The organism is Mesorhizobium sp. J8, assembly GCF_016591715.1.
Lineage (GTDB): Bacteria > Pseudomonadota > Alphaproteobacteria > Rhizobiales > Rhizobiaceae > Mesorhizobium.
In genome coordinates, this window is record NZ_AP024109.1 from 1,106,117 (window position 1) to 1,130,860 (window position 24,744).

19 protein-coding genes are annotated in these 24,744 nt (G+C 65.4%); 10 read left to right on the plus strand and 9 right to left on the minus strand.

What is annotated here, in order from left to right:
- The 6 genes from MJ8_RS05165 to MJ8_RS05190 form a co-directional block, all read right to left on the minus strand.
- Entirely contained in the window at positions 1 to 1,011 is a 1,011-nt protein-coding gene (locus MJ8_RS05165; protein ID WP_201413385.1) for an ABC transporter ATP-binding protein, read from the minus strand.
- Complete coding sequence (locus MJ8_RS05170) at positions 1,008 to 1,988, minus strand: ABC transporter ATP-binding protein (RefSeq protein WP_201413386.1); 981 nt, start codon at positions 1,986 to 1,988, stop codon at positions 1,008 to 1,010. Before MJ8_RS05170 ends, MJ8_RS05165 begins: the two co-directional genes overlap by 4 nt.
- Positions 1,985 to 2,857, minus strand: coding sequence for an ABC transporter permease (locus tag MJ8_RS05175; protein ID WP_225248132.1), 873 nt, complete (start codon positions 2,855 to 2,857; stop codon positions 1,985 to 1,987). The genes MJ8_RS05170 and MJ8_RS05175 overlap by 4 nt, the downstream gene beginning before the upstream one ends.
- Positions 2,850 to 3,797: an ABC transporter permease gene (locus MJ8_RS05180; RefSeq protein ID WP_201413387.1), complete on the minus strand. Its 948-nt coding sequence runs from the start codon at positions 3,795 to 3,797 to the stop codon at positions 2,850 to 2,852. Before MJ8_RS05180 ends, MJ8_RS05175 begins: the two co-directional genes overlap by 8 nt.
- Before the next feature lie 50 nt (positions 3,798 to 3,847).
- Complete coding sequence (locus tag MJ8_RS05185) at positions 3,848 to 5,407, minus strand: ABC transporter substrate-binding protein (protein ID WP_201413388.1); 1,560 nt, start codon at positions 5,405 to 5,407, stop codon at positions 3,848 to 3,850.
- A 181-nt stretch (positions 5,408 to 5,588) separates the two neighbouring features.
- Positions 5,589 to 6,581, minus strand: coding sequence for a dipeptidase (locus tag MJ8_RS05190; protein ID WP_201413389.1), 993 nt, complete (start codon positions 6,579 to 6,581; stop codon positions 5,589 to 5,591).
- Positions 6,582 to 6,774: 193 nt separating this feature from the next.
- On the opposite strand from MJ8_RS05190, the gene MJ8_RS05195 reads away from it, so the two are divergent.
- Together MJ8_RS05195 and MJ8_RS05200 are read left to right on the plus strand one after the other, a co-directional pair.
- Positions 6,775 to 8,805: a prolyl oligopeptidase family serine peptidase gene (locus MJ8_RS05195; RefSeq protein ID WP_201413390.1), complete on the plus strand. Its 2,031-nt coding sequence runs from the start codon at positions 6,775 to 6,777 to the stop codon at positions 8,803 to 8,805.
- Between the two features lie 12 nt (positions 8,806 to 8,817).
- Positions 8,818 to 10,077 (plus strand): NAD(P)/FAD-dependent oxidoreductase, encoded by a 1,260-nt coding sequence (locus MJ8_RS05200; protein ID WP_201413391.1) that lies wholly within the window; start codon positions 8,818 to 8,820, stop codon positions 10,075 to 10,077.
- 10 nt (positions 10,078 to 10,087) lie between these two features.
- On the opposite strand, the gene MJ8_RS05205 is transcribed toward MJ8_RS05200, so the two are convergent.
- The gene (locus MJ8_RS05205) at positions 10,088 to 10,981 is read right to left on the minus strand and encodes a LysR family transcriptional regulator (protein WP_201413392.1); all 894 of its coding nucleotides are present in this window, start codon (positions 10,979 to 10,981) and stop codon (positions 10,088 to 10,090) included.
- Between the two features lie 132 nt (positions 10,982 to 11,113).
- Here MJ8_RS05205 and MJ8_RS05210 point away from each other — a divergent pair, with 132 nt between their 5' ends.
- The 8 genes from MJ8_RS05210 (at position 11,114) to MJ8_RS05245 (ending at position 20,991) form a co-directional block, all read left to right on the plus strand.
- Entirely contained in the window at positions 11,114 to 12,466 is a 1,353-nt protein-coding gene (locus MJ8_RS05210; RefSeq protein ID WP_201413393.1) for an aromatic ring-hydroxylating oxygenase subunit alpha, read from the plus strand.
- Between the two features lie 405 nt (positions 12,467 to 12,871).
- Positions 12,872 to 14,881: a CocE/NonD family hydrolase gene (locus MJ8_RS05215; RefSeq protein ID WP_201413394.1), complete on the plus strand. Its 2,010-nt coding sequence runs from the start codon at positions 12,872 to 12,874 to the stop codon at positions 14,879 to 14,881.
- Between the two features lie 16 nt (positions 14,882 to 14,897).
- Positions 14,898 to 15,848 (plus strand): ABC transporter permease, encoded by a 951-nt coding sequence (locus MJ8_RS05220; protein WP_201413395.1) that lies wholly within the window; start codon positions 14,898 to 14,900, stop codon positions 15,846 to 15,848.
- Entirely contained in the window at positions 15,832 to 16,719 is an 888-nt protein-coding gene (locus tag MJ8_RS05225) for an ABC transporter permease (protein ID WP_225248133.1), read from the plus strand. Before MJ8_RS05220 ends, MJ8_RS05225 begins: the two co-directional genes overlap by 17 nt.
- Positions 16,716 to 17,681 carry an ABC transporter ATP-binding protein gene (locus MJ8_RS05230; protein ID WP_201413397.1) on the plus strand — a complete coding sequence of 322 codons (966 nt, stop codon included), beginning with the start codon at positions 16,716 to 16,718 and terminating at the stop codon, positions 17,679 to 17,681. The genes MJ8_RS05225 and MJ8_RS05230 overlap by 4 nt, the downstream gene beginning before the upstream one ends.
- Complete coding sequence (locus MJ8_RS05235; RefSeq protein ID WP_201413398.1) at positions 17,678 to 18,706, plus strand: ABC transporter ATP-binding protein; 1,029 nt, start codon at positions 17,678 to 17,680, stop codon at positions 18,704 to 18,706. Before MJ8_RS05230 ends, MJ8_RS05235 begins: the two co-directional genes overlap by 4 nt.
- 16 nt (positions 18,707 to 18,722) lie before the next feature.
- Entirely contained in the window at positions 18,723 to 20,270 is a 1,548-nt protein-coding gene (locus MJ8_RS05240; RefSeq protein WP_225248134.1) for an ABC transporter substrate-binding protein, read from the plus strand.
- A gap of 43 nt (positions 20,271 to 20,313) precedes the next feature.
- Positions 20,314 to 20,991, plus strand: a complete 678-nt coding sequence (locus MJ8_RS05245) for a TetR/AcrR family transcriptional regulator (RefSeq protein ID WP_201413400.1) — start codon at positions 20,314 to 20,316, stop codon at positions 20,989 to 20,991.
- A gap of 1 nt (position 20,992) precedes the next feature.
- Here MJ8_RS05245 and MJ8_RS05250 read toward each other — a convergent pair whose 3' ends face one another.
- Entirely contained in the window at positions 20,993 to 22,531 is a 1,539-nt protein-coding gene (locus tag MJ8_RS05250; protein WP_201413401.1) for a trimethylamine methyltransferase family protein, read from the minus strand.
- A gap of 69 nt (positions 22,532 to 22,600) precedes the next feature.
- The gene (locus MJ8_RS05255; RefSeq protein WP_201413402.1) at positions 22,601 to 24,703 is read right to left on the minus strand and encodes an FAD-dependent oxidoreductase; all 2,103 of its coding nucleotides are present in this window, start codon (positions 24,701 to 24,703) and stop codon (positions 22,601 to 22,603) included.
- Positions 24,704 to 24,744: the final 41 nt, after the last annotated feature.

Consider the following 24,744-nt stretch of genomic DNA (forward strand, 5'->3'; position numbering starts at 1 on the left):
TTAGCTTGCAGCGGTTGCCTTGACGGCGCTCGGGCCGGCATTGAGCGGGAAGTGACAGGTGAGCCGGCTCGAGCCGGCTGCGGAAGAGGTCGGCGCCTGCGTCGTGCAGATATCTTGCGCGAACGGGCAGCGTGTGTGGAACTCGCATCCCGAAGGCCTGTCGAGCAGCGACGGCACTTCGGCCGGCAGCGCGATGCGGTTATGCACCTTGTCCGGATCGGGCTCGGGGTTCGCGGACAGCAGCGCCGCCGTGTAGGGATGATGCGGCGCCCGGAAAATCGCCTCGGTCTCGCCTTCCTCCACGAATCGTCCGAGATACATCACCGCCATCCGGTCAGCGATCTGGCGCACGACGTGCAGATTGTGCGTGATGATGAGCATCGACAGACCCATGCGGTCGCGCAGGTCGTTGAGCAGGTTGAGCACCTCGCCCTGGATCGATACGTCGAGCCCGGCTGTTGGTTCGTCGGCGATGATCAGCACCGGATCCAGAGCCACGGCTCTTGCGACGCCGACACGACGTGCCTGGCCGCCGGAGAGCTGGTGCGGATAGCGATCAGCGAAATCGCGCGGAAGTCCGACAAGGGCGAGCAGGCGCTCCACCTCGGCTTCGAGGCTGCGGCCGGACAGGCCGTGGATGGCGAACGGCTCCGCCAGCAGCGAGCGAACGCTGAGGCGCGGCGACAGCGAGCCGACCGGATCCTGGAACATCATCGACATCTTGCACCGGAGCGGCTTCCAGTCCTTCTTCGGCAGGTCGCGCAACTCGCGGCCCTCGAAGCGGATCGAGCCGCTCGCGGCCGGCTGCAGGCCGTCGACGGCGCGCGCCAGCGTGGTCTTGCCCGATCCGGATTCGCCGACCAGCGCAAGCGTCTGGCCGCGCTCCAGCGTAAAGCCGACACCGGAGACGGCTTCGATTTCTGTCCGCCGGCCGGTGAGCGCGCTCATCATGCCGCCGACGCGGAAGCGTACCCGAAGATCGGAAACCGAAAGCAGGGGTTCTGTCGTCATGCGGCCGCTCCGGCCGTCTCGTCGGTATGCCAGCACCGCGCGACGTGAGACGCGCTCAGCGCGCTATCGGGCGGCATCGTGGCGCAGGCATCGTCCGCGAGTTCGCAGCGTGACTGGAAAACGCAGCCCTTGGGACGGTTGCGCAGGTCCGGCAGCGTACCGGGAATGGTGGGCAGCCGCGACTCGCGTCGCGAGAGCCTTGCCGGATCGCAAGCGAGCAGCTTCTTCGTGTAGGGATGGCGCGGGTTGTGGAAGATGTCGCGGGTCGAGCCGCGTTCGACCACTTCGCCGGCATACATGACGATCATCTCGTCGCACAGCTCGGCTATGACGCCGAGATGATGCGAGATGAACAGCACGGAGCAGCCGATCTGCTTCTGCAGGTCCTTGAGCAACTCGATGATGGCGACTTCGAGCGTGGCGTCGAGGGCCGTCGTCGGCTCGTCGGCGATGAGCAGCGAGGGCCGCATCAGCAGCGCCATGGCGATGGCGATGCGCTGCTTCATGCCGCCCGAGAATTCGTGCGGAAACTGCGCCAGCCGGCGCTCGGGATCGGGGATACGGACCTTGCGCAGCATCTCGACCGAGAGCGCGTCCTTTGCCTTGCGCGGCAGGCCGGAGCGGTACTGGATGTCGCGCATCTGCTTGCCCACCGAAAGCACCGGGTTCAGCGCTCCCATCGGGTCCTGGAAGACGGTCGCGATCTTCTGGCCGCGCAGCGCCCGCATGCCATTGCCGTCGAGATGGACGAGATCGCTTTTGCCCTCGAACAGGATCTGGCCCGCCGTGACCGTGCCATTGTCGGCAAGCAGGCCGAGAACGGCGTTGATCAGCGTCGACTTTCCGCAGCCCGACTCGCCGACGACGCCGACGATCCGGTTCGCCGGCACCTCCAGGCTCACCTTGCGCAGCGCCTGCAACGTGCCTGCTTCGGTGGCGAAGTCGACGCTGAGGTCCTTGACGTCGAGGACGGTCATTCGCGCCTCTTCAGCCTGGGGTCGAAAACGTCGCGCAAGGTCTCGCCGAGGAAGGTGAAGCCGAGCGTTGTGAGGATGATCGGCAGGCCGCCGGCGACCACGATCCAGTATGAATCGCGGATGTTGACGAAGCCGTCGTTCAGGATCGCGCCCCAGCTTGGCAGAGGCGGTCTGACGCCGAGGCCGAGAAAGCTTAGGCCCGCCTCGATCGCCACGACGACCGGGATGTCCATCGATGCGAGGATGAGGATCGGGCCGATGACGTTGGGCAATATGTGGACGGTGAGGATTCGTGCGGTGCTCGCGCCCATCGAGCGCGCCGCCATGACATGCTCGGCCGACTTCAGGACCAACGTCTGTGTCCTGATGATACGGGCATAGCCGGGCACATTGACCAGCACGACCACGATCAGCACGGCGAGCAGCGACGGTCCGGTCAGCGTGACCAGTGTCAGCGCCAGCATCACGGTCGGGAAGCTCTTGATGGCATCGAAGAGCAGGAGCATCAGATTGTCGAGCCAGCGCGGCCCGTAGCCGGCGATGAGCCCGAGCACGATGCCGCCGATGAGCGACAGGCCGGTCGCGCCAAGCGCAATGGCGAGCGCGATACGGCCGCCATGGAGCACGCGCGAGAACAGGTCGCGTCCGAGATGATCCGTGCCGAGCAGGTGCTGCAGGCTTGCGGGCGCGAAACGCTCGGCGGGGGCGAGTTTGGTTGGTGGATAGCTGGTGAGCACGTCGGCGAAGAGAGCCGACAGAACGACGATCACGACCAGGGTGAGACCGAACGCGCCGAGCGGCTCGCGAAGGATGCGCCGAAGCACGCGGCCAGCCTTGCCGATGCGCACGCGCGGCTGCCGCTCAATCAAAGCTTGTTCTGACACGGGGGTCCAACGCACCAATGAGGATGTCGGCGAGAGCGTTCACGACGACGAAGAAAGCGGTCGTCACCAGCACGGCGCCGGTGACGACCGGATAATTGCGCACCGAGATCGCCTCGTAGACCAGCTTGCCGATGCCGGGGCGGGCAAAGACGATCTCGGCGAAGACGGCCGAAGACACCATATTGCCGATGCCGACGCCGAGCAGCGTGACGGTCGGCAGGATGGCGATGCGCAAGGCATAGGAATAGGTGATGCGCCGGTCGGTCAGGCCGAAAGCGCGGGCGGTGCGGATGTGGCTGGCTTCCAGCGTTTCCAGCATGGAAGCACGCACCATGCGCGCGATGTAGCCGACCCAGCCGACGCCGATCGCGAGTGACGGCAAGGCAAGATGCTTCAATTGGCTGGCCAGATTGCCGGGTTCGCCGGCGCCGATGGCCGGCAGCCACTGCAGGGCGACGGCGAAGATCAGCAGGGAATAGATCGCGATGACGAAGGACGGCACCGCGATCACCGCGACCGAGAGCACGCCGATGACGCGATCGACGAAGCCGCCGCGCCGCACCGCCGCGATGCAGCCCAGCGGAATGCCGAGCAGCACGGACCACGAGATCGCGCCCGCGATCAGCGCAAGCGTGTAGGGCAACTGCTCGAACACGACGTCGAGCACCGGTCGCCCGGACAGCACCTCGGTGCCCAGGTCGCCGCGCAGCGCGGAGAAATAGAATCTGAGGAACTGGATCCAGATCGGCTGGTCCAGCCCCATGCGGCTGCGCAGTGCCTGGACCATCTCGGGCGTGGCGCGCGGCCCGAGCGCCACCGATGCCGGATCGCCCGGGATCACATAGATCATGGCAAACAGCATCACCATCGCAACGCTCACGATGATGATGCCCAGGCCCAGTCGTTTCAGCGAATAGCGGAGCATCTCAGGAGCCGGCCAATCCGACCCGCGCCGTGCCGTGGTCTTCCATCACGTCAGGCAGGTTTGAAGTCCGCGAAGCAGGGCTCGCCGTTCGGCTTGAGGCCGGCCGCCACACTCTTGCGGTACATCACGCCGGTGACCTCATGGGTGAGGAAGACGTAGCAGCCGCTCTCCTCCATCAGGTCCTGCATCTTCTTGTACATGACATCGCGCTTGGCCGGGTCGAGCTCGATCTTGCCTTCGGTGACCAGCTTGTCGAATTCGGCGTTGCTGAACTGCTCCCAATTCCACTCGCCGATCTGGCTGGTCGTGTACCACTCCGTCGCCCAGCTCGGATCAGGCTGCATCGAGAAGCGCGACAGCACCATCTGGAGCTTCTTGTAGTAAGGGTTTTGCTTCGACCCCAGCGTCCAGAACGTGCCGCTGTCGTTCTGCTTGATTTCAACGTTGATGCCGATGTCCTGCAGATTGGCCTGCACGACCTGCGCCGCCGACAGGCGCTCCGCCTTGTTGAGGATGTCGAGCGTGACGGTGAGGCCGCTGGCGCCGGCCTTGTTGACCAGCTCGCGCGCCTTGTCCGGATCATATTCGTAGAGGTTCTTCTCGCGATGGCCGATCAGGCCGGGCGCGATGATGCCGGTGGACGTGGCGGCGGCGCCGAAATAGGCTGCGTCCACCACGGCCTTGCGGTCGACGCCGTATTGGACGGCGCGGCGCAGGTCCGGATTGTCGAAGGGCGCCGCGATCTGGTTCATGCCGAGCCAGACGAAGGCGAGCGATGGCTTCTCGACCACGACGGTGTCGGCCGGCGGCGTTTCCTTCAGCCGCTTGATCGAGGACACGGACGTCCAGGTATAGTCGAGGTCGCCCGCCTCATAGCCGAGCTCGGCGGTCTTTTCGTCCTCGATCGGGTGGACGTGGATCTCGTCGTAGCCGCCCTGCTCGTATTTCCAGTCCGGGTTGCGAACGAGCACGGTGCGCTGCTTGGGCGTCCATTCCTTGAGCAGATAGGGGCCCGACTGCGCCACGGGCTTCACGCCGAGCTTGCCCCCGGCCTCGGTCACGGCGCGCTTGGACAGGATCGTGCTCGACGGCGTCGGCAAGGTCGAGGTCCACAGCGGCGCGAATGCTTTGCTCAGATGGATGATGCCCGAGAGCTTGTCCTTGACCTCGACTTCCTTGAGCGTCGCCCAGTCGCCCGCATAGGGGGACTTGTTGGCGGGATCGGCGAGGCGCTCGATCGAGAACTTCACGTCCTCCGCCGTCATCTGGCCGAAACCGTCGGTGAAGCCGATATTGTCGCGCAGCTTGAAGGCGATGGTGAGCGGATCGAGCTGCTCGATCTTTTCCACGGCCATCGGCTTCCAGCCCCAGCTGTCGCCCGGCGTGGCGACGACCAGGCCGGCGAAAATGACATTGGTGATGTCGCCTTCGGGCGCGGCAAGCCGAAAGGCCGGATCGAGCGTCTGGATATCGCCATATGAGCGCACCCTGAGGACGGACGCCGCCGCCTGCGAGCGTTTGGTGGAGTAGATCAGCGAGGCGAGGCCGAGCGCCCCGGCGCCGGCCAGCATCCCACGGCGTGTCATGTTGATGTTCGCGGCCTTCGTCATCCTCTACCCCTCTTGGTTATGTTGCGCGCTTCGCGGCTTGCCGGAGACCTGTCGACGGCTCCATTTTGGTTAGCCTGCCCCGGCTATACACATATGTCTAGTGAAAAAAATACATCATATATCGCGAAGCCGGAGGCTTGTTCCAGCCATTGATCGATCGGCGCGACGGTTGTTCCGGGGGCTATTTCCAGATCTCGCGCGCCAGCCGCATGAAGTTGCCGCCCATCACGTCGCGAACCGTGCGCTCCGGCTGGCCGCGCCGAAGCAGGACCTCGATGAGTTCTTTCATCTGACCCGGGCTCGAGTAGGTGGTCTTGCCTTCCGGATATTCGTTCTTCGGCCAGAAATGCGGATTGCTGGAGATGATGTCCTCGATGCCTTCGACCTCGACCGGGAAAGCATAGTCGAGCCCGATGCCGACATGGCGCGGGCCGGCGAGGTCGATGAGATATTCGACGTGATCGGCCAGCCGTTTGGAATCGGTGCGGCCCTCGCCCAGGAAGCGGTTGAGGCCGACGACGCCGATGATGCCGCCGGTTCGGGCGCAGGCCTTGATCTGCTCGTCGGTGATGTTGCGCCCATGGGCGCAGAGCGCCTTCGGATTGGAGTGCGAGAAGATAACGGGACGGTCCGTATATTCCATCACCTCCATCGTGGTGCGATAGCCCGTATGGGTTACGTCCACGAACATGCCGAGACGGTTCATCTCGTCGATCACCTGCCGGCCGAACGCTGTGAGGCCCTTGTCCTCGTCGTGGCACCCTCCGCCCGCGAGGTTGTTGCGGTTGTAGGCGAACAGCATCTGTCTGACGCCGAGGCGATGGTAGAACGCGACCATCTCGACCCGGCCGTTCAGCGCGTTCATGCCTTCGATATCGAAGGTGACCGCCAGCTTGCCTTGCGCCTTCGCGGCGAGAATTTCGTCGGTCGACGAGACGAGCGCGTAGTCGGCCGGGCGCGCCAGGATCCAGTGCCGGAAACAGGCAAGCGTGGCGACCGTCTTTTCCCAGGGCAGGAGATCGAAGCCGACATCGATGGAAAGATAATCGACGCCGGCGTCGCGCCAGATCCGCAGATTGTTCAGATCCGCGGCCGGGTCGGGCATGAAGCCGGAATGCGCGTCCCAGATGACTTCGCTCGTCAGGATCGACCGGACTTTGTCGTCAAGGCTCATCGCTTCTGTATCCGGATTGTTTCGTCGCCTTCGAAATCTGCGCATCCCGATCGGGGCGGGTCAACCGCTCATCGGTCGCTGGTCCAATCTAATGTACACTGGTGTCTAGACAATGCGTCGACGGCCGTTATGGTTGGCTCTGTGATCTTGCCGCGGCGATGGCGCCCGGTTGAGCGCGATGCTGGGAGTCGAGATGAGCAGGACGCGGAATTCCGGATCTGAGGACGCGCCGGTTGCCGGCCGGATGTCCCGGGATTTCCGCTCCGCCGCGGAATTCGCTGAGGCGCAGGGCCTCTATGCCGCCCTGTTCGGGCTGAACGGGCACGTCTTCGCGGCCCGCTCTCTTTGTGGTCATGCCTCCAACGAGGCGGTGTTTTTCATCGGCCAGAGCTTCGAGGGCGGCCTCGACCGTGCGCCGGTCAGCCGTCTCTACCAAATGCGACGTGGCGATCGCTCTCCTCAACGGCTCAACGATGCGGAGACCAGGCAAATCAGCCTTGCGCCGGACGGGCAGGTCCTGGCGGTCGCTTACGCCGGTGGAGAGCCGGGCGTCGACTGTATCGAGATCTGGTCCGCCGGCGAAGGCATCGCGGTGGCGGATGTGCCCGGCCGGATCGAGCTGATCGACTGGTCGCCCGACGGCCAGAAGCTGCTGCTGGTCGTTGCCGGCGCCGGCGCGGATCTGGCAGGAATTCACGGCGGCTATGCGCAGAAGCAGAAGACGGATGCGCCCGCGTGGCTGCCCGAAATCGGTTGGGGCGAGGGCGAGGATCTTTGGCGCCGGATTTGGCTCTGGGACACGAGGGCCAAACCTGAGCCGCTCACATCGGCGCCCGTCAATGTCTGGGAGGCGAGCTGGTGCGGCGCCGACAAGATCGCTGCCGTGACCAGCGATGACCATGTCGAGGGCAGCTGGTATGCGGCGAAGCTTTCGCTCATCGATGCGAAGTCGGGATCCGTGAGTCTTCTTCACACGCCGCGCGACCAGATCGGCGTTCCGCGCGGCTCGCCCGACGGTGCTCGCATCGCCTTCATCCAGGCCTTCTGCAGCGACCGCGGCCTCGTTGCCGGGCAGCTGTCGATCCTCGATCCGGCGGGCGGCGAAGTTGCCATCGTCCCGACCAATTCGATCGACGTCACGTCGATCGAATGGCGCTCCGCCACCAGCCTGCATATGGCGGGCATCCGCGGCCACGAGACGGTGGTGGCCGATTGCGATGCCTCCGGCGCGGGGGTGACCGAACGCTGGTCGTCGACCGAATTGACCTGCGGCGAGTGGGCGCCCTCCAGCGTGCCGGTCGGCGCCGCGGGCTCGCTCTTCATCGCGGAGGCTTACGACCGGGCGCCGTTCCTTGCCGAGGTCGCCGACGGCGAACTGCGGCAGATCGCGTCTCTCGCGTCGGCCGACGCGCGATCCACGATGGCCGGCCGCGGCAAGGCCGAGCCGTTTTCCTGGCGTGCCGCGGACGGGCTGGAAATCCAGGGTTGGCTTGTCCGCCCGTCGGCGGCGGCCGGGCCGACGCCGCTGCTGGTCGACATCCATGGCGGTCCGATCTCGTCCCATCGCAACCGCTGGATGGCCCGAATGCGTTCGGCTCCCCTTCTGGTCGCGCGCGGCTGGACGATTTTCTTCCCCAATCCGAGGGGCAGCACGGGACGTGGGGACGCCTTTGCCCGCGCGGTGCAGGGCGACATGGGCGGCGCCGATGCCGACGACATCTTGAGCGGCATCGATGCCCTGGTGCGAAAAGGCCTGGTCGATCCGGACCGTGTCGCCGTCACCGGCACCAGCTATGGCGGCTTCATGTCCGCATGGCTGCCGACGCGCAGCGACCGCTTCGCCGCCGCCATTCCGATCTCCCCCGTCGGCGACTGGTACAGCCAGCATCGCACGACGCAGATACCGGAATTCGACGCGCTGATGCTGGAATCCTCGCCATGGGAGGAAGGCGGCGCCTATTTCACCCGCAGCCCCGCTTTCCACAGGCAGCTCAAGAGCGTGCCGACGCTGGTCATGGCCGGCGGCATCGACAAGAGCACGCCGCCAGGGCAGGCGCTGGAGTGCCATTTCGCCGCGCTGCGCTCAGGCTCGCCAAGCGCGCTCGCGATCTATCCGAATGCCGGCCACAGCCTGCGCGGTTATCCGGAATATATCGACACAGCCGCCCGCATCGTCTGGTGGCTCGACACCTATGTTGGCGGTCCTGCGGCCGCGACGATCTGAGGAGGAAGACAAATGCCGGCAGCAACCAACAGCAAGCATATCGTGGTCGTGGGTGGCGGCATCATCGGCTGCTCCACCGCCTATCACCTCTTGAAATCGGGCGTGAAGACCGTGACGCTCGTAGAAGCGACCGAGCCCGGCGCGGCAACGACCAGCGCCGGCGCCGGCTTCGTCTCGCATTGGTCGGCCGGCATGATCCCGGCCGGCGAGGAGGGCCTTCGCCTGCAACAATACGGCCTCGACTTCTACCGGATGCTGAGCGAGCTCGGCACCGAGATCGGCTACCGGCCGAACGGCACGCTGATCATGGCGCTCACGCCGCAAGGGCGCGAGGATTTCGTCATGCCTGTGCTCAGCTCGCCCTATGCGCCGAAGGAGATGCAGGATCTCAACGCCGCGCGGATCGGCGAGAAGATGGGCGGGCTGGTCGATCCGGCGAAGGTTCACTCCGGCGCCTACAATCCGCACGGCATCCAACTCGACACCAAGCTAGCGCTCGGCGTGCTGGTGAACGAGATCAAGAAGCTCGGCGGCGTCGCGCGCGACAGGACCAGGGTGCGGAAGATCAACGACGTCGGCGGCAAGGTCACGCTCAAGACCGACCACGACATCATCGAGGCCGACGGCGCGGTCGTGGCGGCGGGCGCCTGGAACAACGAGGTCCTCGCCGGCCTCGACTGGCGCCTGCCGCTGCTGCGGGTGCTGGCCACGCGGGTGGTCACCGACGACCGAGGCTTGCCTTCGACGCTGCCGACCATCCAATGCCGCGAGCTCAGGCTTTGGCTGCGGGAGACCTTCGGCGCCATCATGTGGGGCACGGGCAGCCACTACACGCCGATGCATCGCCTGGAGGAGAGCGACCTCGAACCCGGCCAGCCGCACAACCGCGAGCTGATGCAGTCCATGGTCGACCACCAGATGGAGAAGCTGCAGGACGTCTTCCCGCCGCTTCGCGGCTCGAAGGTCGCGAACTGGTCGCAGGGCATTCCCTGCTATACGCCCGATGTCGGCTTGATGGTCGGGCATGTGCCGGGCCACGCGAACATCGTCGTCGCGGGTGGCGACAACGAGACCGGCGTCAGCCATGGACCGGGCCTCGGCAGGCTGGCGACCGAGATCCTGCTGGATACGCCGCGCCTGGTCGATCCGGCTCGGTTCAGGATCGACCGCTACGCGCGCGACGCCTTCCCGAGCGAGGAAGATGTCGAGGCCTCGATGCCCGCGTGGAGCGCGCGCCACGGCGCCAGGCGTTTCGCCACCGCGGCGGAGTAGCTGACGAAGGTCAGCGGGCCGTTGCGCTGTCGAGCAAAGCCTGCGCCACCATCTGTTCGGTTGGCGTCGCCTTCCTTCGGGTGAGGATGTAGAACGCGTCGGCATGGCGGCGCGGAGTTTTGGTCAACCGCACCAATTGCCCGAGCTTCAGCTGCTCCTCGACGAAGCCGGCCCAGGCCAGCGCCGCGCCGCGGCCGGCTATCGCCTCATGCATCATCGACAGGTAGCTGGAGAATGTCGGTCCGCGCAGGCTCCGGCCGGTGCCGATCCAGGATCTCCAATTGTCGATCGCGTCTTCGGGAGCGGCGAGATGCAGCAGCGGCACGTCGAGGAAGGTTGCCGGATCCTCCGAGGCCAGAGCAGGGTGCCGTTCGAGTAAGCCCGGCGAGCAGACGGGAAACCACTCCCCGTCGAACAGCTTGCGGGCGACGAAGCCGGGCCAAAGCTCGGGGCGCCCGAAACGTATCGAAATCCCCACCTCTGGCCGGCCGAAATCGTCGGGATTGCTGGAGGTCAGCAGCGTGACACGGCCATGGGTGACGAGCGAGGTCACAAGATCGAAGCGCGGCATCAGCCACGCCTGGACGAGGTCGTAGCCGCTGGCGATGACGAGGGAACCGCGATCGGCCTCCTGCAGCCGCGCGACGGCGTCGCGGATCGTGCCCAGCCCGTCCCGGATCGCCTCCGCCAGCGCGGCGCCGTTTTCGGTCAGCGAGACGCGGTTGCCCTTGCGCGCCAGAAGGTCGATCGCGAGCCGCTTTTCCAGATTGGCGATGTGGCGCGAGACGGCCGATTGCGCGATGGCGAGCTCCTCGGCTGCGGCCGTCAGGTTGCCGCGTCGCGCGGTCGCTTCGAATGCGACCATGGCATTGAGCAAGGGAAGCGAGGCTTTGAGCGTCTTCATCGAAGGCAAGAGTATTGCATGACTTTTTGAGATGGAAGCCTGCCAAATCCATGGTTGATCAGGGTCGCAATTCGCTGCAAGCCTGATCAAAAGGCATTAGCCAGCCCTGGAGCCCGTCCCCCGGAGTCCGCCATGTATGCAAACGACAAGACGTTGTCCGGCCTCGATCGCGCGCGCGTGGTCAGATTGATCGACGAGCACCGCAAGGACTGGTCCCTGCAGCAGGCCTTCTATCTCGACCCGGATATCTTCGCGCTCGAGCGCGAATTGTGGTTCCCTCGCCAATGGGTCATCGTTGCCCATGCCAGCGAGGTGGCGGAGAAGGGCAGCTACATCATCCGTCAATTGTTCGACGAGGAGATCATCGTCGCTCGTCATGGCGATGGCGAGGATGACATTGCCGCTTACTACAACGTCTGCACCCATCGCGGCTCGCGGTTATGCGTCAAGGATGGCCGCGGCAAGCTGCTGGTCTGCCCCTACCATGCCTGGTCCTTCCGGCTGACCGGTGAGCTGCAGACCCGGCGCGACCTGCCCGAAGGCGTCGACGGCGACAGCCTCGGGCTGCACAAGGTCCCGACCAAGGTGATCGGTGGCCTGGTGATGTGCGGCCTCGACCCCTCCAGCCTGCCCGACATCGAGCCGGCGGCGGCCGGCCTGACCGATCTTCTGCGCGAGAACGGGGTCGCCGACGCGCGTATCGTCGCGCGCAAGAATTACCTGACCAAGGCGAACTGGAAGCTGGTCCTGGAGAATTTCCTCGAGTGCTACCACTGCCGCCCGGCCCACCCCGAATATTTCCGCGTCAACGGCCATGTGAAGGTGACCGCCATGCGCGACGGCTACAACGCCGCTGAATGGAAGCAGGAGATCGACGCCTGGCACAGCGTCATCGGCGACGCCGAGTTCCACAAGGGCGTGTGGGAGCCCGGCGGCCTGGACACGATGCCCTTCGCCATGCATCGCAAGCCGATCGGCTCGGGCCGTCTCACGCTTTCCGACGATGGTCAGCCCGTCTCATGCCTGATGGGCGGACGTGGCAAGTTCGACGGCGGCGAAAACGGCTTCCGGATCGGCCGGCTTTCGTTCCTCAGCGCCCCCAACGACTATCTGACCATGTTCCAGATGATCCCGCGCAACGCCAACGAGACCGACGTGATCCTGACATGGCTGGTCGACAAGGACGCCGACCCGTCGCTCGACGTCGACAAGATTTCATGGATGTGGGACGTGACGACCGTTCAAGACAAGAAGATCACGGAAGACAACGCTGATGGGATCGCCTCGCGCGCCTATCGTCCGGGGCCTTACACGCCGCTGGAATCGCAGACCGCCTTTTTCATAGAGACCTATCTTTCGCAGATGCGCACCCTGATCACCGGCGAGCGCAGGGACGGCGACGAAGCCTGGACGGCGCCGTCACAGCTCTATGCCTCGCCGCAAGCGGCCCGCAAGACAGGGAAATTTGGTCAAGCCGCATCGTAGGTATTGTGACCACGATCCGAAATGCTGGTTGTCGCCCGGCGATCGTCGTTCGCCGCGGCCACAACCTGCAACGGCAAAACGCACGGCCAGATAGGATCGTTGCCGGTGCCGTGCGTTGCGCAAACCGTTGTCGCGCGATTGCCGAGAAGATTGGCATAGCCCGAGACGGTTTGTGCAGGCGGCTGCGCGCACGCTAAGCCGACCTCTGCAGCCAAGGTCGCAAATGGCAGCTTTGCGCCTCATCGCAGACGCCAGAGCACCTGCCACCTGATCGCATTCCTGGAGTGCGGCCGGGCCAGCTGAATGAATTTTCTCTGTGCCCTGGATCGCAAATGGCTCAAACGGGATTGCGTCCGGAATGCTCTTGTTGTACGAACGTTCAACAAGGCATTGACGAGCACCGCAGTGGTACGGACCGAGTTTCCCTTTGCCGTCGAAACCGTCGATCCTTATTGGATCGTGCTGGCTGACGGCACGCGAATCGCCGCCACAGTGTGGCGCCCGCGCACTGACGCCAAGGTGCCCGTGGTGGTCGAAATGGTGCCTTACCGGCGCCGCGACGGCACTGTTGCCCGTGACGTCGACATCCATCCCTGGCTTGCCGGCCACGGCATCGCCTGCGCCCGCATAGACATCCGCGGCTCCGGCGATTCCGATGGCGATCTGGCCGATGAATATCTGCCGCGCGAGCAGGAGGACGCCTGCGAGATCATCGCCCATCTGGCGGCGCAGTCCTGGTGCAACGGCAATGTCGGCATGACCGGCGTTTCCTGGGGCGGCTTCAACGCCCTGCAGGTCGCGGCGCGCCGGCCGACGGCGCTGAAGGCCATCATCGTCAACTGCGCCACCGACGATCGCTACGCCGACGACATCCACTATATGGGCGGCGCTCTGCTCACCGAGCAGGAGATGTGGTCGAACTTCATGCTGGTGAAGAAGGCGATGGCGCCCGACCCGCAGATTGTTGGCGACGCCTGGCGGGCCATGTGGATGGGCCGACTGGAAGCGACACGCTCGCTGTCGGAAATCTGGCTCGCACACCAGCGTCGCGACGACTATTGGCGGCAGGGTTCGGTATGCGAGGATCATGCCGCGATCGAATGCGCCGTCATGGCCGTCTGCGGTTGGGAGGACAGCTATTCGAACTTCGTGCCGCGCTTGCTGGAACATTTGCCGGGACCGAAGCTCGGCATCGTCGGACCGTGGTCGCATGCCTATCCCTGTCGCGGCGCGCCAGGTCCGCTGATCGGCTATCTGCAGGAGGCGCTGCGCTGGTGGCGTCATTGGCTTTGCGGCGAAGACACAGGCATCATGGACGAGCCGCTCTACCGGGTCTGGATCACCGGCGAGGAGCGGCCGCGGCCTTTCTACCTTCCGGATCATGCCGGCAGTTGGGCGGCCGAGGACCAATGGCCGTCGCCACGTGTCGAGCGCCGCGTCCTGCATCTGAACGCCGCCGCACTGAGCGGCCAACCGGCGCCTGGCGCCACGCTGTCGGTATGCTCTCCCGCCACCGCCGGCCGCGACTGCGGCCGCTGGGGCGGCTACGGTGGCTCGTGCCCCGACATGCCCATCGATCAGCGCCGCGAGGACGGCCTGGCGCTGTGCTTCGACACTTTGCCGCTCGAAGATGACCTGACCCTGCTCGGCGCGCCCGAGCTTGATCTGCTCGTCAGCGTCGACCAGCCGCATGTCAACCTTGCCGCCCGTCTCTGCGACGTCTATCCCGACGGCACCTCGGCGCTGATGACCTACGGCGTGCTCAACCTCAGCCATCGCGACAGCCACGAGCATCCGATGCCCTGTCCGGTCGGAACGCCGTTCCGCGTCAGGCTCAAACTCAACGATTTCGCCCGCGCCGTACCCAAGGGGCACCGCGTCCGGTTGGCCCTGGCCAACCAGCATTGGCCGATCCTGTGGCCGCAACCGAAACTTTCGCTGCTGTCGGTCGCGAGCGGCGAAAGCAAGCTGGTTCTTCCGGTACGGCCCCCGTCGCCGCGCGACCGCGACGTCCGCTTCGCACCGGCCGAAACCGCGCCGCCCGTCCCGACCACGACGCTGGACGAAGGCTTCGACCGTCGTATCGTCACCGAGGATGTCGGCTCGGGCCTGCAGATCATCGCCTTGACCTCGGACCATGGAAGCAGGCGCTATGACGATCGCGCCATCACCGTGTCTTCCGCCAACAGCGACACGATGAGCATCAGCAGCGGCTATCCCCTCTCGGCAAAGCTCGTCACCGAATATCGATGGGCGATCGCCAGCGCCGATGCCGATACCGAAGCGAGGGCGGTGACGGAGCTGACGGCGGATGAAACGCATTTCGACCTGAGTTGGCGTCTTGAAGCCCGGGAACGGGGCAAGCTCGTCCACAGCGCCTCGGCGACACGGCGCATCAGGCGCGATTTCGCCTGAGGAGAGAGGGGAGGCCATGCTCGCATATGCAGTGAAGCGCATCGGTCTCGGTCTCCTGATCCTCGTCCTCGTCATGGTCGCCATGTATGCGGCCGTCTTCCTGGTCCCGGGCGATCCCGCGACCGTGGCGCTCGGTCCGCGCGCCACGCCGGAGCTGAAGCGGCTGCTGATCGAGCGCATGGGGCTCGACCAGCCGGTCTGGTGGCAGATCGTCGAATTCTTCCGCAACGCGCTGACCGGCAATCTCGGCTACGATGTCTGGTCGAACCGGCCCGTTTCCACACTGGTCCTGGAAGCGTTGCCGAACACGCTTGTCCTGGGGCTGACGGCGCTCGCCGTGGCGCTGCTGATCGGCGTGCCGCTCGGTTGCCTGTCGGTGATGCGGCCCGGCACGGGCGCCGATGCCGCCATCGGCGTGCTCTCGGTCGGCGTCATCGCCGTGCCGTCCTTCGTCGTCGCCATCTACTCGCTGCTCCTGTTTGCCGTCACGCTGCGCTGGCTGCCGGCCATCGGGGCAGGCGAGGCCGGCGATGTGCTCAGTCAGGCCAGGGCGCTGGTCATGCCGGCCGCGGCGATCGCCCTCGGCTGGATCGGCTACATCGCCCGCATGGTGCGTGCCTCGATGATGGAGGTGATGGGCGAGCCGCACATCCGTACTGCGCGTTCCTTCGGCCTGCCGGAGTGGAAGATCGTCTCCAAATACGCGCTGCGCATCGCCATCATCCCGACCATCTCGCTGGTCGCGGTCGGCCTCGGCAGTATCCTGTCCAGCGCCGTCTTCGTCGAGGCGGTGTTCGCCAGGCCCGGCATCGGCAAGCTGATCACCGACGCCGTCAGCACCCGCAACTATCCGGTCGTCATGGGCACGGTGCTGATCATGACCGCAATCTACGTCTCCATCACCATCGCCGCCGATCTTCTCATCGCGCGGCTCGATCCGAGGGTCCGTGATGTCTTCCGTGGCTGAGGCTTCTCCATCCACGCCCGATCGACAACGGCTTGTGCTGCTGCGCGCATTGCTCGCCGACCGCTCCACCCGCGTCGCGCTGATCCTGGTCGCCGGATTCCTTGTCACCGCGATCTTCGCGCCCTGGCTGGCGTCCTATTCGCCGGTCAAGATCGACGTGGTGCACAAGCTGCAGCCGCCATCGGCGGATCACTGGTTCGGCACCGACCATCTCGGCCGCGATCTCTTGTCGCGCGTCATCTATGGCGCGCGCACGGCGCTCACCATCGCCATGGTCTCGGTGGCCATAGCCGGCGCCATCGGCCTGCTGCTCGGCCTCATCGCCGGCTACGGTCCGCGCTGGCTCGACGCCATCCTGGTGCTCAGCTTCGACAGCATGAATTCGCTGCCGATGATCATGTTCGCGCTTGCCATCATCACCGTGCTCGGCGCCGGTACCGGCACGCTGATCATCGTCATCGCCGCCACGTCGTTTCCAAGCTACGCGCGGCTGATCCGGGCCCAGACGCTGGCGCTGAAGAACAGCGACTACGTCCTTGCCGAGCGTCTGCTCGACGCGAGTGCGGCACGAATCGTCTTCATCCACCTCCTGCCCAACGTCGTCGGGCCGCTGATCATCCTTTTGTCGATGGACATTCCGGTCGTCATCATGGTCGAAGCCGGCTTGAGCTTCCTCGGCCTGGGCGTGCGCCCGCCGACGCCGTCCTGGGGCTCGATTCTCTATGACGGCTATACCAGCATCCGCTCGGCACCGTTCATGGTGATCTTCGGCGGCCTGCCGCTGGTGCTGGCGACGCTCGGCTTCACCTTTCTCGGCGAGGGCCTGCGCGACTATCTCGACCCGCGCCTGCAACTGCGGAGGCCGGCATGAGCGGCTCGCTTGTCGCCAGCGGTCTAAGCGTCTGCTATGAGACGCCGCAGGGTAGCGTGCACGCCCTTCGCCATGTGGATATCGAAGCGCATCCCGGCGAGGTCATCGGCCTTGTCGGCGAGAGCGGCTGCGGCAAGTCCACGCTGGTCACCGCTCTGGCCAATCTGTTGCCGGCCAACGCCCGCATCGACGGGGCGATCCGTTACGACGGCGTCGACCTGGCAAAGCTCGACGCGCATCGCCAGCGGCTGCTGCGCGGCGATGAGATCGCGCTGGTCAGCCAGGACCCGATGACGGCGTTCAACCCGGTGCTGACCATCGGCGACCAGCTCGTCGACTTCCAGCACCACCGCAAGGATCTCAGCCGCGCGCAAAAGCGGGCGCGCATCGCCGCCATGCTCGGTCGCGTCGGCATCGCCGATGCCGAACGGCGCATGCGGAGTTACCCGCACGAGCTTTCCGGCGGCATGCGCCAGCGCGTGGCGATCGCCGCCGCCTTGCTCACTGATCCCGGCCTGCTCATCGCCGACGAGCCGACGACCGCGCTCGACGTCACCATGGAGGCGCAGATCATCCATCTGCTGCGAGAGCTGAGACGCGAATATAACGGCATCATCATCGTCGTCTCGCATCATCTCGGTGTCATCGCCGAGCTCTGCGATCGTGTCTATGTCATGTATGCCGGCGAGGTGGTCGAGGGCGGCGAGGTCGATGCGATCTTCCACGATCCGCGCCATCCCTATACTCAGGCGCTGCTCGCATGCGATCCCGCCCGCTTCCATGATCGGCTGGACAGGCTGCCGACCATTCCCGGCTCATTGCCGAGCCTGACCCAACCACCACCGGGATGCGTTTACGCGCAGCGCTGTAGCAGGGCCTTCGCGCCATGCAAGACCATCGCGCCGCCGCTGGTGAAGCTCACCGCATGCCATGCTGCCCGCTGCCATGCGGTGACGCCATGAGCCCGCTGCTTGCCGTCGAGGACCTGTCGGTCAGCTTCGTTCGCAGCAGCTTGCTCGACCGGCTGATCAATCCGTTCCCGCTGCCGGGCTTCAATGTCGTCGACGGCGTCACGCTGTCGCTGATGCCGGCCGAGACGCTTGGGCTGGTCGGCGAATCCGGCTCCGGCAAGACGACGCTCGCCCGCACCATCCTCGGCCTGGTCCAGGCTGCCGCCGGCCGCATCGTCTTCGAGGGGAGGGAGATCGCGACCCGGTCCGACTTTCGCGCCATGCGCCGGCGCTCGGCGATGATGTTCCAGGATCCGGTCGCCTCGCTCAGCCCGCGCCTGCGTGTCGGCACACTGCTCACCGAACCGCAGGTCATCCAGGGGCTGCCAACGCCGGACCGGCGCGCGGCCGCGAAAGCCCTGCTGGCGCTGGTTGGCTTGCCGGCCTCCTTCGTCGACCGCTTTCCGCATGAACTGTCGGGCGGGCAGGCGCGTCGCGTCGGCGTCGCGCGGGCGCTTGCGATGAAGCCGGATCTGCTGCTTGCCGACGAGCCGACCGCCGGGCTGGATGTCTCGGTGCAGGGCGATGTGCTCAACCTGATCGCCGAGCTCAAGCGCGAGCTCGGCTTCGCCACCATGATCGTCACCCACAATCTGGCGATGATCCGCCATGTCAGCGACCGGCTCGCCATCATGTATCTCGGCCGGCTTGTCGAGACAGGACCGACGCAAGAGGTCTTCTCCGCTCCGTTGCATCCCTACACCGCTACGCTGATCCGGTCCGAGCCGATCCCCGATCCACGCCGGCGCAGCCACAATCTTGCCATTACCGGCGAAATCCCGAGCGTGTTCCGCCGGCCTTCCGGCTGCGAATTCCATACGCGCTGTCCGCTCGTGCAATCCCGCTGCAAGACCGAAGCGCCGCTCTACCGGCCGGTGGGCGCCGATCGCATGGTGCGCTGCCATTTCCCGCTGCAGACCGGCGGGCAAGAACGGAAAGCCGTCTCACGCGCTTCCGCAAACCAAAGGGGAAACTGAGATGACGAAATGGACCATGGACAGACGTGCATTCCTGAAAGTCGCCGGCGTGTTGGGCGCCGGCCTGACGGTGAAACCAGGATTTGCCTGGTCGGCGGCCGGCGACACGCTTCGCATCCGCATGGAAGGCGACCTGCAGACGCTTGATCCCGCCTTCATGATCGGCGGCATCGAAGACGTCATGATGCGTGGCATCTATGTGTCGCTGAACCGGCTCGGCGATCTCAGGCAAGGTTCGCCGTGGTCGCTCTGGGGCGCGGAGAAACTCGAGCTGAAGGATCCGAAGACCATCGCCTTCACCCTGATCGATGGGCTGAAATGGTCGAACGGCCTTGGCCCGGTCACCGCCGAAGACGTGAAATTCTCCTACGAGCGCATAGCCGATCCGAAGCTGTCGTCGCCTTGGGCTTATCAGTTCGAAAAGCTGGACCGTGTCGAGGTCGTCGACGCCGGATCCGGCATCATCCACCTCAAGGATCCTTACCAGCCGATCTTCGTCACCAGCCTGCCTTACTATGGTGGCCACATCATCAGCCGGGCCGGCACCGAGAAGGCGGGCGGCAAATTCACCACCGAGCCCCCGGCGACCTGCGGTCCTTATCTCTTCTCGGACTGGCAGCAGAAGCAGAAGGTGACGCTGACCGCCAATCCGGACTGGCCGGGACCGAAGCCCGATTTCGGCAAGGTCGAGATCTATGTCGTCGCCGACGATCAGGCGGCGCAACTGGCCTACGAGGCCGATGCCTTCGACTACACCAAGATCGCCATTTCGGCGACCAAGGCTGTCAAGGCCAAACCGCCCGCCAACACCAGCCTGATCGAGGCGCAGTCGACCCGCTATGTCTGGCTGACGATCAACATGCTGAGCCCGCGCCTCAAGGATCTGAAGGTGCGGCAAGCCGTGCAGTATGGCGTCGATGTCGGGCAGATACTCACCGGCGTCTATGACGACCTCACCAAGCGCTCCACCGGTGTCGTCCAGCCCGGCACGAAATTCGCGCGCCCAAGCAATCTGATCGCGGCGCCTGATTATGAGAAGTCCGCCGCGTTGCTCACCGAGGCAGGCGTCAGCGACTTGTCGTTGACGTTGACGGTGATGAACGATTCCATCCGCACCGCGACCGCGCAGATCATCCAGGCAAGCCTCGAGCAGGCCGGCATCAAGGTCGAGATCCAGCCTTACGACGAAGCCGCTTTCTGGGGCGTCGGCGACAAGACGCAAGGCGACGGCTACAAGAACATCGACCTGGCGCTGATGGATTTCGCCGGCGGCGTCGATCCGTCCGAGAACCTGGTCTGGTTCCGCCCCGACCAGATCGGCGCCTACAACTGGTCCGGCTTCGACAGTCCCGAATTCGAGACCAGCTATCAGCAACTGGTTGCCGAAAGCGACGAGGCCAAGCGCATCGCATTGTCCAACCGCATGGAGGATCTGATGGAACAGTCGGGTGGGTTCGTCTTCATCTGTCACCAGCCGCTGGTCGCCATCCATAAGACCGCGTTCGAACCCGTCATCTATCCGGACGGCCACCCCAATCCTGTGCTGTTCAAGAAGACGGCGTGAACGCTTGATGGACAGGATCGGCGCAATCGATTAGCTGGGTTGCATGACGCAAGCCCAACCGGAAGCCGCAAAAACGAAGCGCGGCGCGAAGAAGGCGCCGCGCTTCAGCCGCGAACAGGCCGACGTGCGCCGCTCCATGCTGATCGAGGCGGCGACGCGGTGCCTGTCCGTCGGCGGCATCGGCGCCTTCACCATAGATCGCATCTGCAAGGAGGCCGGCGTCTCGCGCGGTCTGATCAACCATCACTTCGAAAGCCTCGATGGGCTTCTGGTCGAGGTCTACAAATCCTCGCTCTACGCCAGCGTCAACAACCAGATCGACGAAGCCAAGCGCCGCCGCGCCGAGGCGTTCGGCTGGCCGCCCGAGGCCGCGCTGGCCGCCCTGGTGCGGTCCAACTTCGCGCCGGAATATTTCAGCCGCGAGAACCTGCTGATCTGGCTGTCCCTGTGGGGTGAGATCGCCGTCAACCCGCGACTCAAGGCGGCGCATCGCGAGCTCTACGACGCCTACCGCGCGGAACTTGCCGAGGATATCGCTGCGGTTGCGGTCAAGCGCGACAGACAGGTCGATGCGCCCGCGCTGGCGCGCAATTTCATCGCGCTGGTCGACGGGCTCTGGCTCGAATGGTGTCTCGACGAAAGCGTGGTGACGCCGCAGGCGGCCGAGGCCGCCGGCTTCGAGATGCTCGAGGCGCAGGTCGGGCCCTTGCGGGACGCCTGACTCAGTTCAATGGCGAGCCTCCCTCGCGCTTGCGGCGCTCCATATAGTCGCGCAACGCCTCGTCGATACCGGGGTCGATTGGCGGCTGCTCATATTCGGCGACCATGCGCTTCCAGATCACGTTGGCCCGTTCCCGCGCGGTGATCTGGCCGCGTTCCATCCAGGTGTCGTAATTGTCCCAGTTGGACACCAGCGGCGAATAGAAGGCGCGCTCGTAGCGCTGCATGGTATGCGCGGCACCGAAGAAATGCCCGGCCGGGCCGACCTCTCGCACCGCGTCCAGCGCCAGCGTGTCGATGTCGACGACGGGCGGATCGAAATAGGCCGACATCATCTGCAGCATCTCGGCATCGATCACCAGTTTCTCGAACGACGCGGTCAGCCCGCCGCCGAGCCAGCCGGCCGCGTGCAGAACCAGATTGGCGCCGCCCATCAGGCAGCCCCACAAGGACATCGCACTCTCATAGGCGGCCTGCGCGTCGACCGCATTGGCGGCGGTGACGTTGCTGGAGCGGAACGGCACGCCGATCAGCCGGCAGAGCTGCCCGGTGATCTGCGCGGCTTGCGTGTATTCCGGCGTACCGAAGGCGGGCGCTCCGGTTTTCATGTCGACATTAGAGGTGAAGCCGCCATACATCACCGGAACGCCCGGTCGAACGATCTGCGCCAGCACGATGCCGGCCAGCGCCTCGGCATGCTGCTGCGACAGCGCGCCGGCAAGCGTCACCGGGCTCATTGCTCCGGCCAGCGTGAACGGCGTGACGACGTTGACCTGACCGTGCTCAGCCAGCGCGATCAGCCCTTCGGCCATCGGCTCGTCGAGCTGCAGCGGTGAGTTGGTGTTGATAATCCCGGTGAACACCGGCATCTCCTGCGCCAGGTTTTCGCGCGTCGTGCCGAGCGAAATCGCCACCATTTCCAGCGCGTCGATGGCGCGGCCATGACCCAGCGCCTGCGGCTGCCAGTTTTTGTCGAGCAAGGTGATCTCGGCATAGTAGAGGTCGAGGTGGCGGGTGTTCTGGTGCAGGTCGAGCGGCTCGAACGGCCCCCCGCCTTCCTGATGCAGCACGTTGAACGACTGGATGAGCTTCAGATAGTCGCGCATCTCGGCATAGGTGCCGGGACGGCGGCCGCGGTCATTGTCCATGACATAGGCCGGCCCGCCGACCGACGACAGGATGCAGTGCCGCCCGCCGACCTTGACGTTCTTCTCAGGGTTGCGGGCGCGCAGTTCGAATGATGGCGGCGCCATGGCGACGCGCTCCATCACTATGGCGCGATCGAAGCGCACGCGCATCTCGCCTTCGTCGACGGTGCAGCCCGCGGCACGGTAGAGCTGGCGCGCCCGCGGCTGCAGCACGCGCATGCCGATCTCCTCCAGGATAGTGAGTCCCATCTCATGGATTGCCTGCACCTGGTCGGCCGACAGGACTTCGATCGGCGCGTAGGGCCGCGTCAGCTGCTTCCACGGTCGCTGCGCGATGCCGCCGATCTCGCGCTGCGGGCGGCCGGGCCTGCGACGTGCGGCGATACGCTCCATGGCTTTCTGGACCTCCCTGTCTGACGCAACTCCGAACGGAAAACCGCTTCACGCCTTTTCTGTATTGATCTATTCGGCTGCCGTTCGCATCTCGAAATCCGCTGCCGCATCGACGATCGGCGTGTCGCGGCGGTAAGGCCGCCAGCGAAGCCCCGCGCCGATCTCGCGCGCCAGCTTGTGGCCGCTATGCACCGCATGGGCAATGGCGCCGGGCGCCAACGTGTCGCCGATGCGATCGACGCTCTGGGTGCCCGCCGCCGCTAGCGCGTCCGCCCGTTCGGTCAGCGCTTCGAACAACTCGTTTCGCGGCAATCGCAGCCCGACGATCAGCACCGAGCGGCACGCCATGCGGGTCTCTTCGCCGGTGAACAGATGCGCCAGCGTCGCCGTCTCGCCATCGAAGGATTTCAGCAGATGCAGCGTCGTCACCGGTACGTTGCGGCGTGCCAGCGCCCGGTGCACCAGCGGCAGTTCGTTGGTCATGATGGTCCATGCCGACGCTTGGCCGGACGGTGTCGCATAGCTGACCGCGATGCCTTGGGCGGCCAGATGCTCGGTGAGGATGCCGCCCATGTAGTAATTGTCGAAATCGAAGACCAGCGTCGGCCCTTCGGGGAGCTTGCCGGCGGCGATGTCGTCGGGCGTGAGCACGCACGCATGGTCGAGCCGGCCGACGGGGATCTCCATCGAGGAATAGAGCATGTTCGTCCAGCGCGCGCCGGTCGCCAGCACCACGCGCTCCGGCGCCAGGTCGATGATCTCGTCGGCGCCGAGCGTGCTCTCGGGATAGAGCGAGACATTGTTCATCTCGCTGATGCGGCCGAGGCGGTACTCGACGACACGGTTCCAGGCCGACAATCCTGGCAATGTCTTCTCGAAGCTCAGCCGTCCGCCGAAGCTGCGGCCGGCGTCGGCAAGCACCACCTCATGGCCGCGGCGGCCGAGGGTCATGGCGCATTCGAGCCCGGCCGGTCCGCCGCCGACGACGAGGATGCGTTCGGGTCTGTCGGCGCGTCCGGCGCGCTCGGGGTGCCAGCCGCGCCGCCATTCTTCGCCGGCGGTCGGATTCTGGGTGCAACGCACCGGCACGCCGTCATGCCAGCTCGAAATGCAGATGTTGCAGCCGATGCATTCGCGGATCTCGGCCTCGCGGCCCTCGCGAATCTTGGCTGGCAGGAAAGGATCGGCGATCGAGGGTCGCGCGCCCCCGATGAAGTCGAGCACACCGCGTCGGATCTGCGACACCATCGTGTCCGGCGAGGTGAAGCGCCCAACGCCGACCACGGGCTTCTTCGTCAGCGACTTGACGAAATCGATCACCGGCTCGTGGCTGCCTTCGCCGGTGAAGCGCGACGCCGAGCAATCCGTCGGGCTTGAGTCCATCTTCACGTCGAACAGGTCGGGCAGGTCGGCCAGAAGTTCGATCAGCTCATGCGCCTCCGAGGGCTGGTTGCGCCCCGGCCGGCCGCGCAGTTCCTCGAGGCTCACACGAAGCGCGACACCGCAATCCTTGCCCACCGCATCCTTCGTCACCTCGATCATCTCGCGCACGAAGCGGACACGGTTCCCGATCGAGCCGCCATATTCATCGACGCGATGATTGTATTCCGGCAGCAGGAACTCGTAGCCGAGATAGCCCATCCCGGCATAAACATAGACGACATCGAAGCCGGCCGTGCGCGCCCTGCATGCCGCTTCGGCCTGGCATCTCAGCACCTCCTTGATATCGGCCTTGTCCATCGTCTTCGGCCGCAGATTGCCCATGAAGCCGACATGCGTGGCCATCCACGGAATGCCGGACGGCGACAGCGGCGGCAGGCGGCTCGTCCTGTTCATCACCGACGCGCCGCCATGCCATAGCTCCACGCCGGCAAGCGATCCATGGCGGTGCACGGCCTCCGTCATCAGCGCGTGAGCGCGGATGTCGTTGTGGTCCCATAGCGTCGCGAAAGGCAGCGGCGCGTCGTCCGAAGTCGGATCGATCGAGCAGGCCCCCGTGCAGATCACGCCCCATCCGCCTTCCGCCTTGGCTTCGCGGAACGCCGCGCGGACGCGCGGCAACGCGTTGGTCATCCCGCTTGCATGCGGCACCTGATAGAAGCGGTTCGGCGCGGTGACGGGCCCTATTCTTACCGGCTCGAACAGGATTTCGTAACGAGGGTTGCACGGCATCGCGGCGTCTCGAATACACTGTTGAACGATCGTTCAATAAC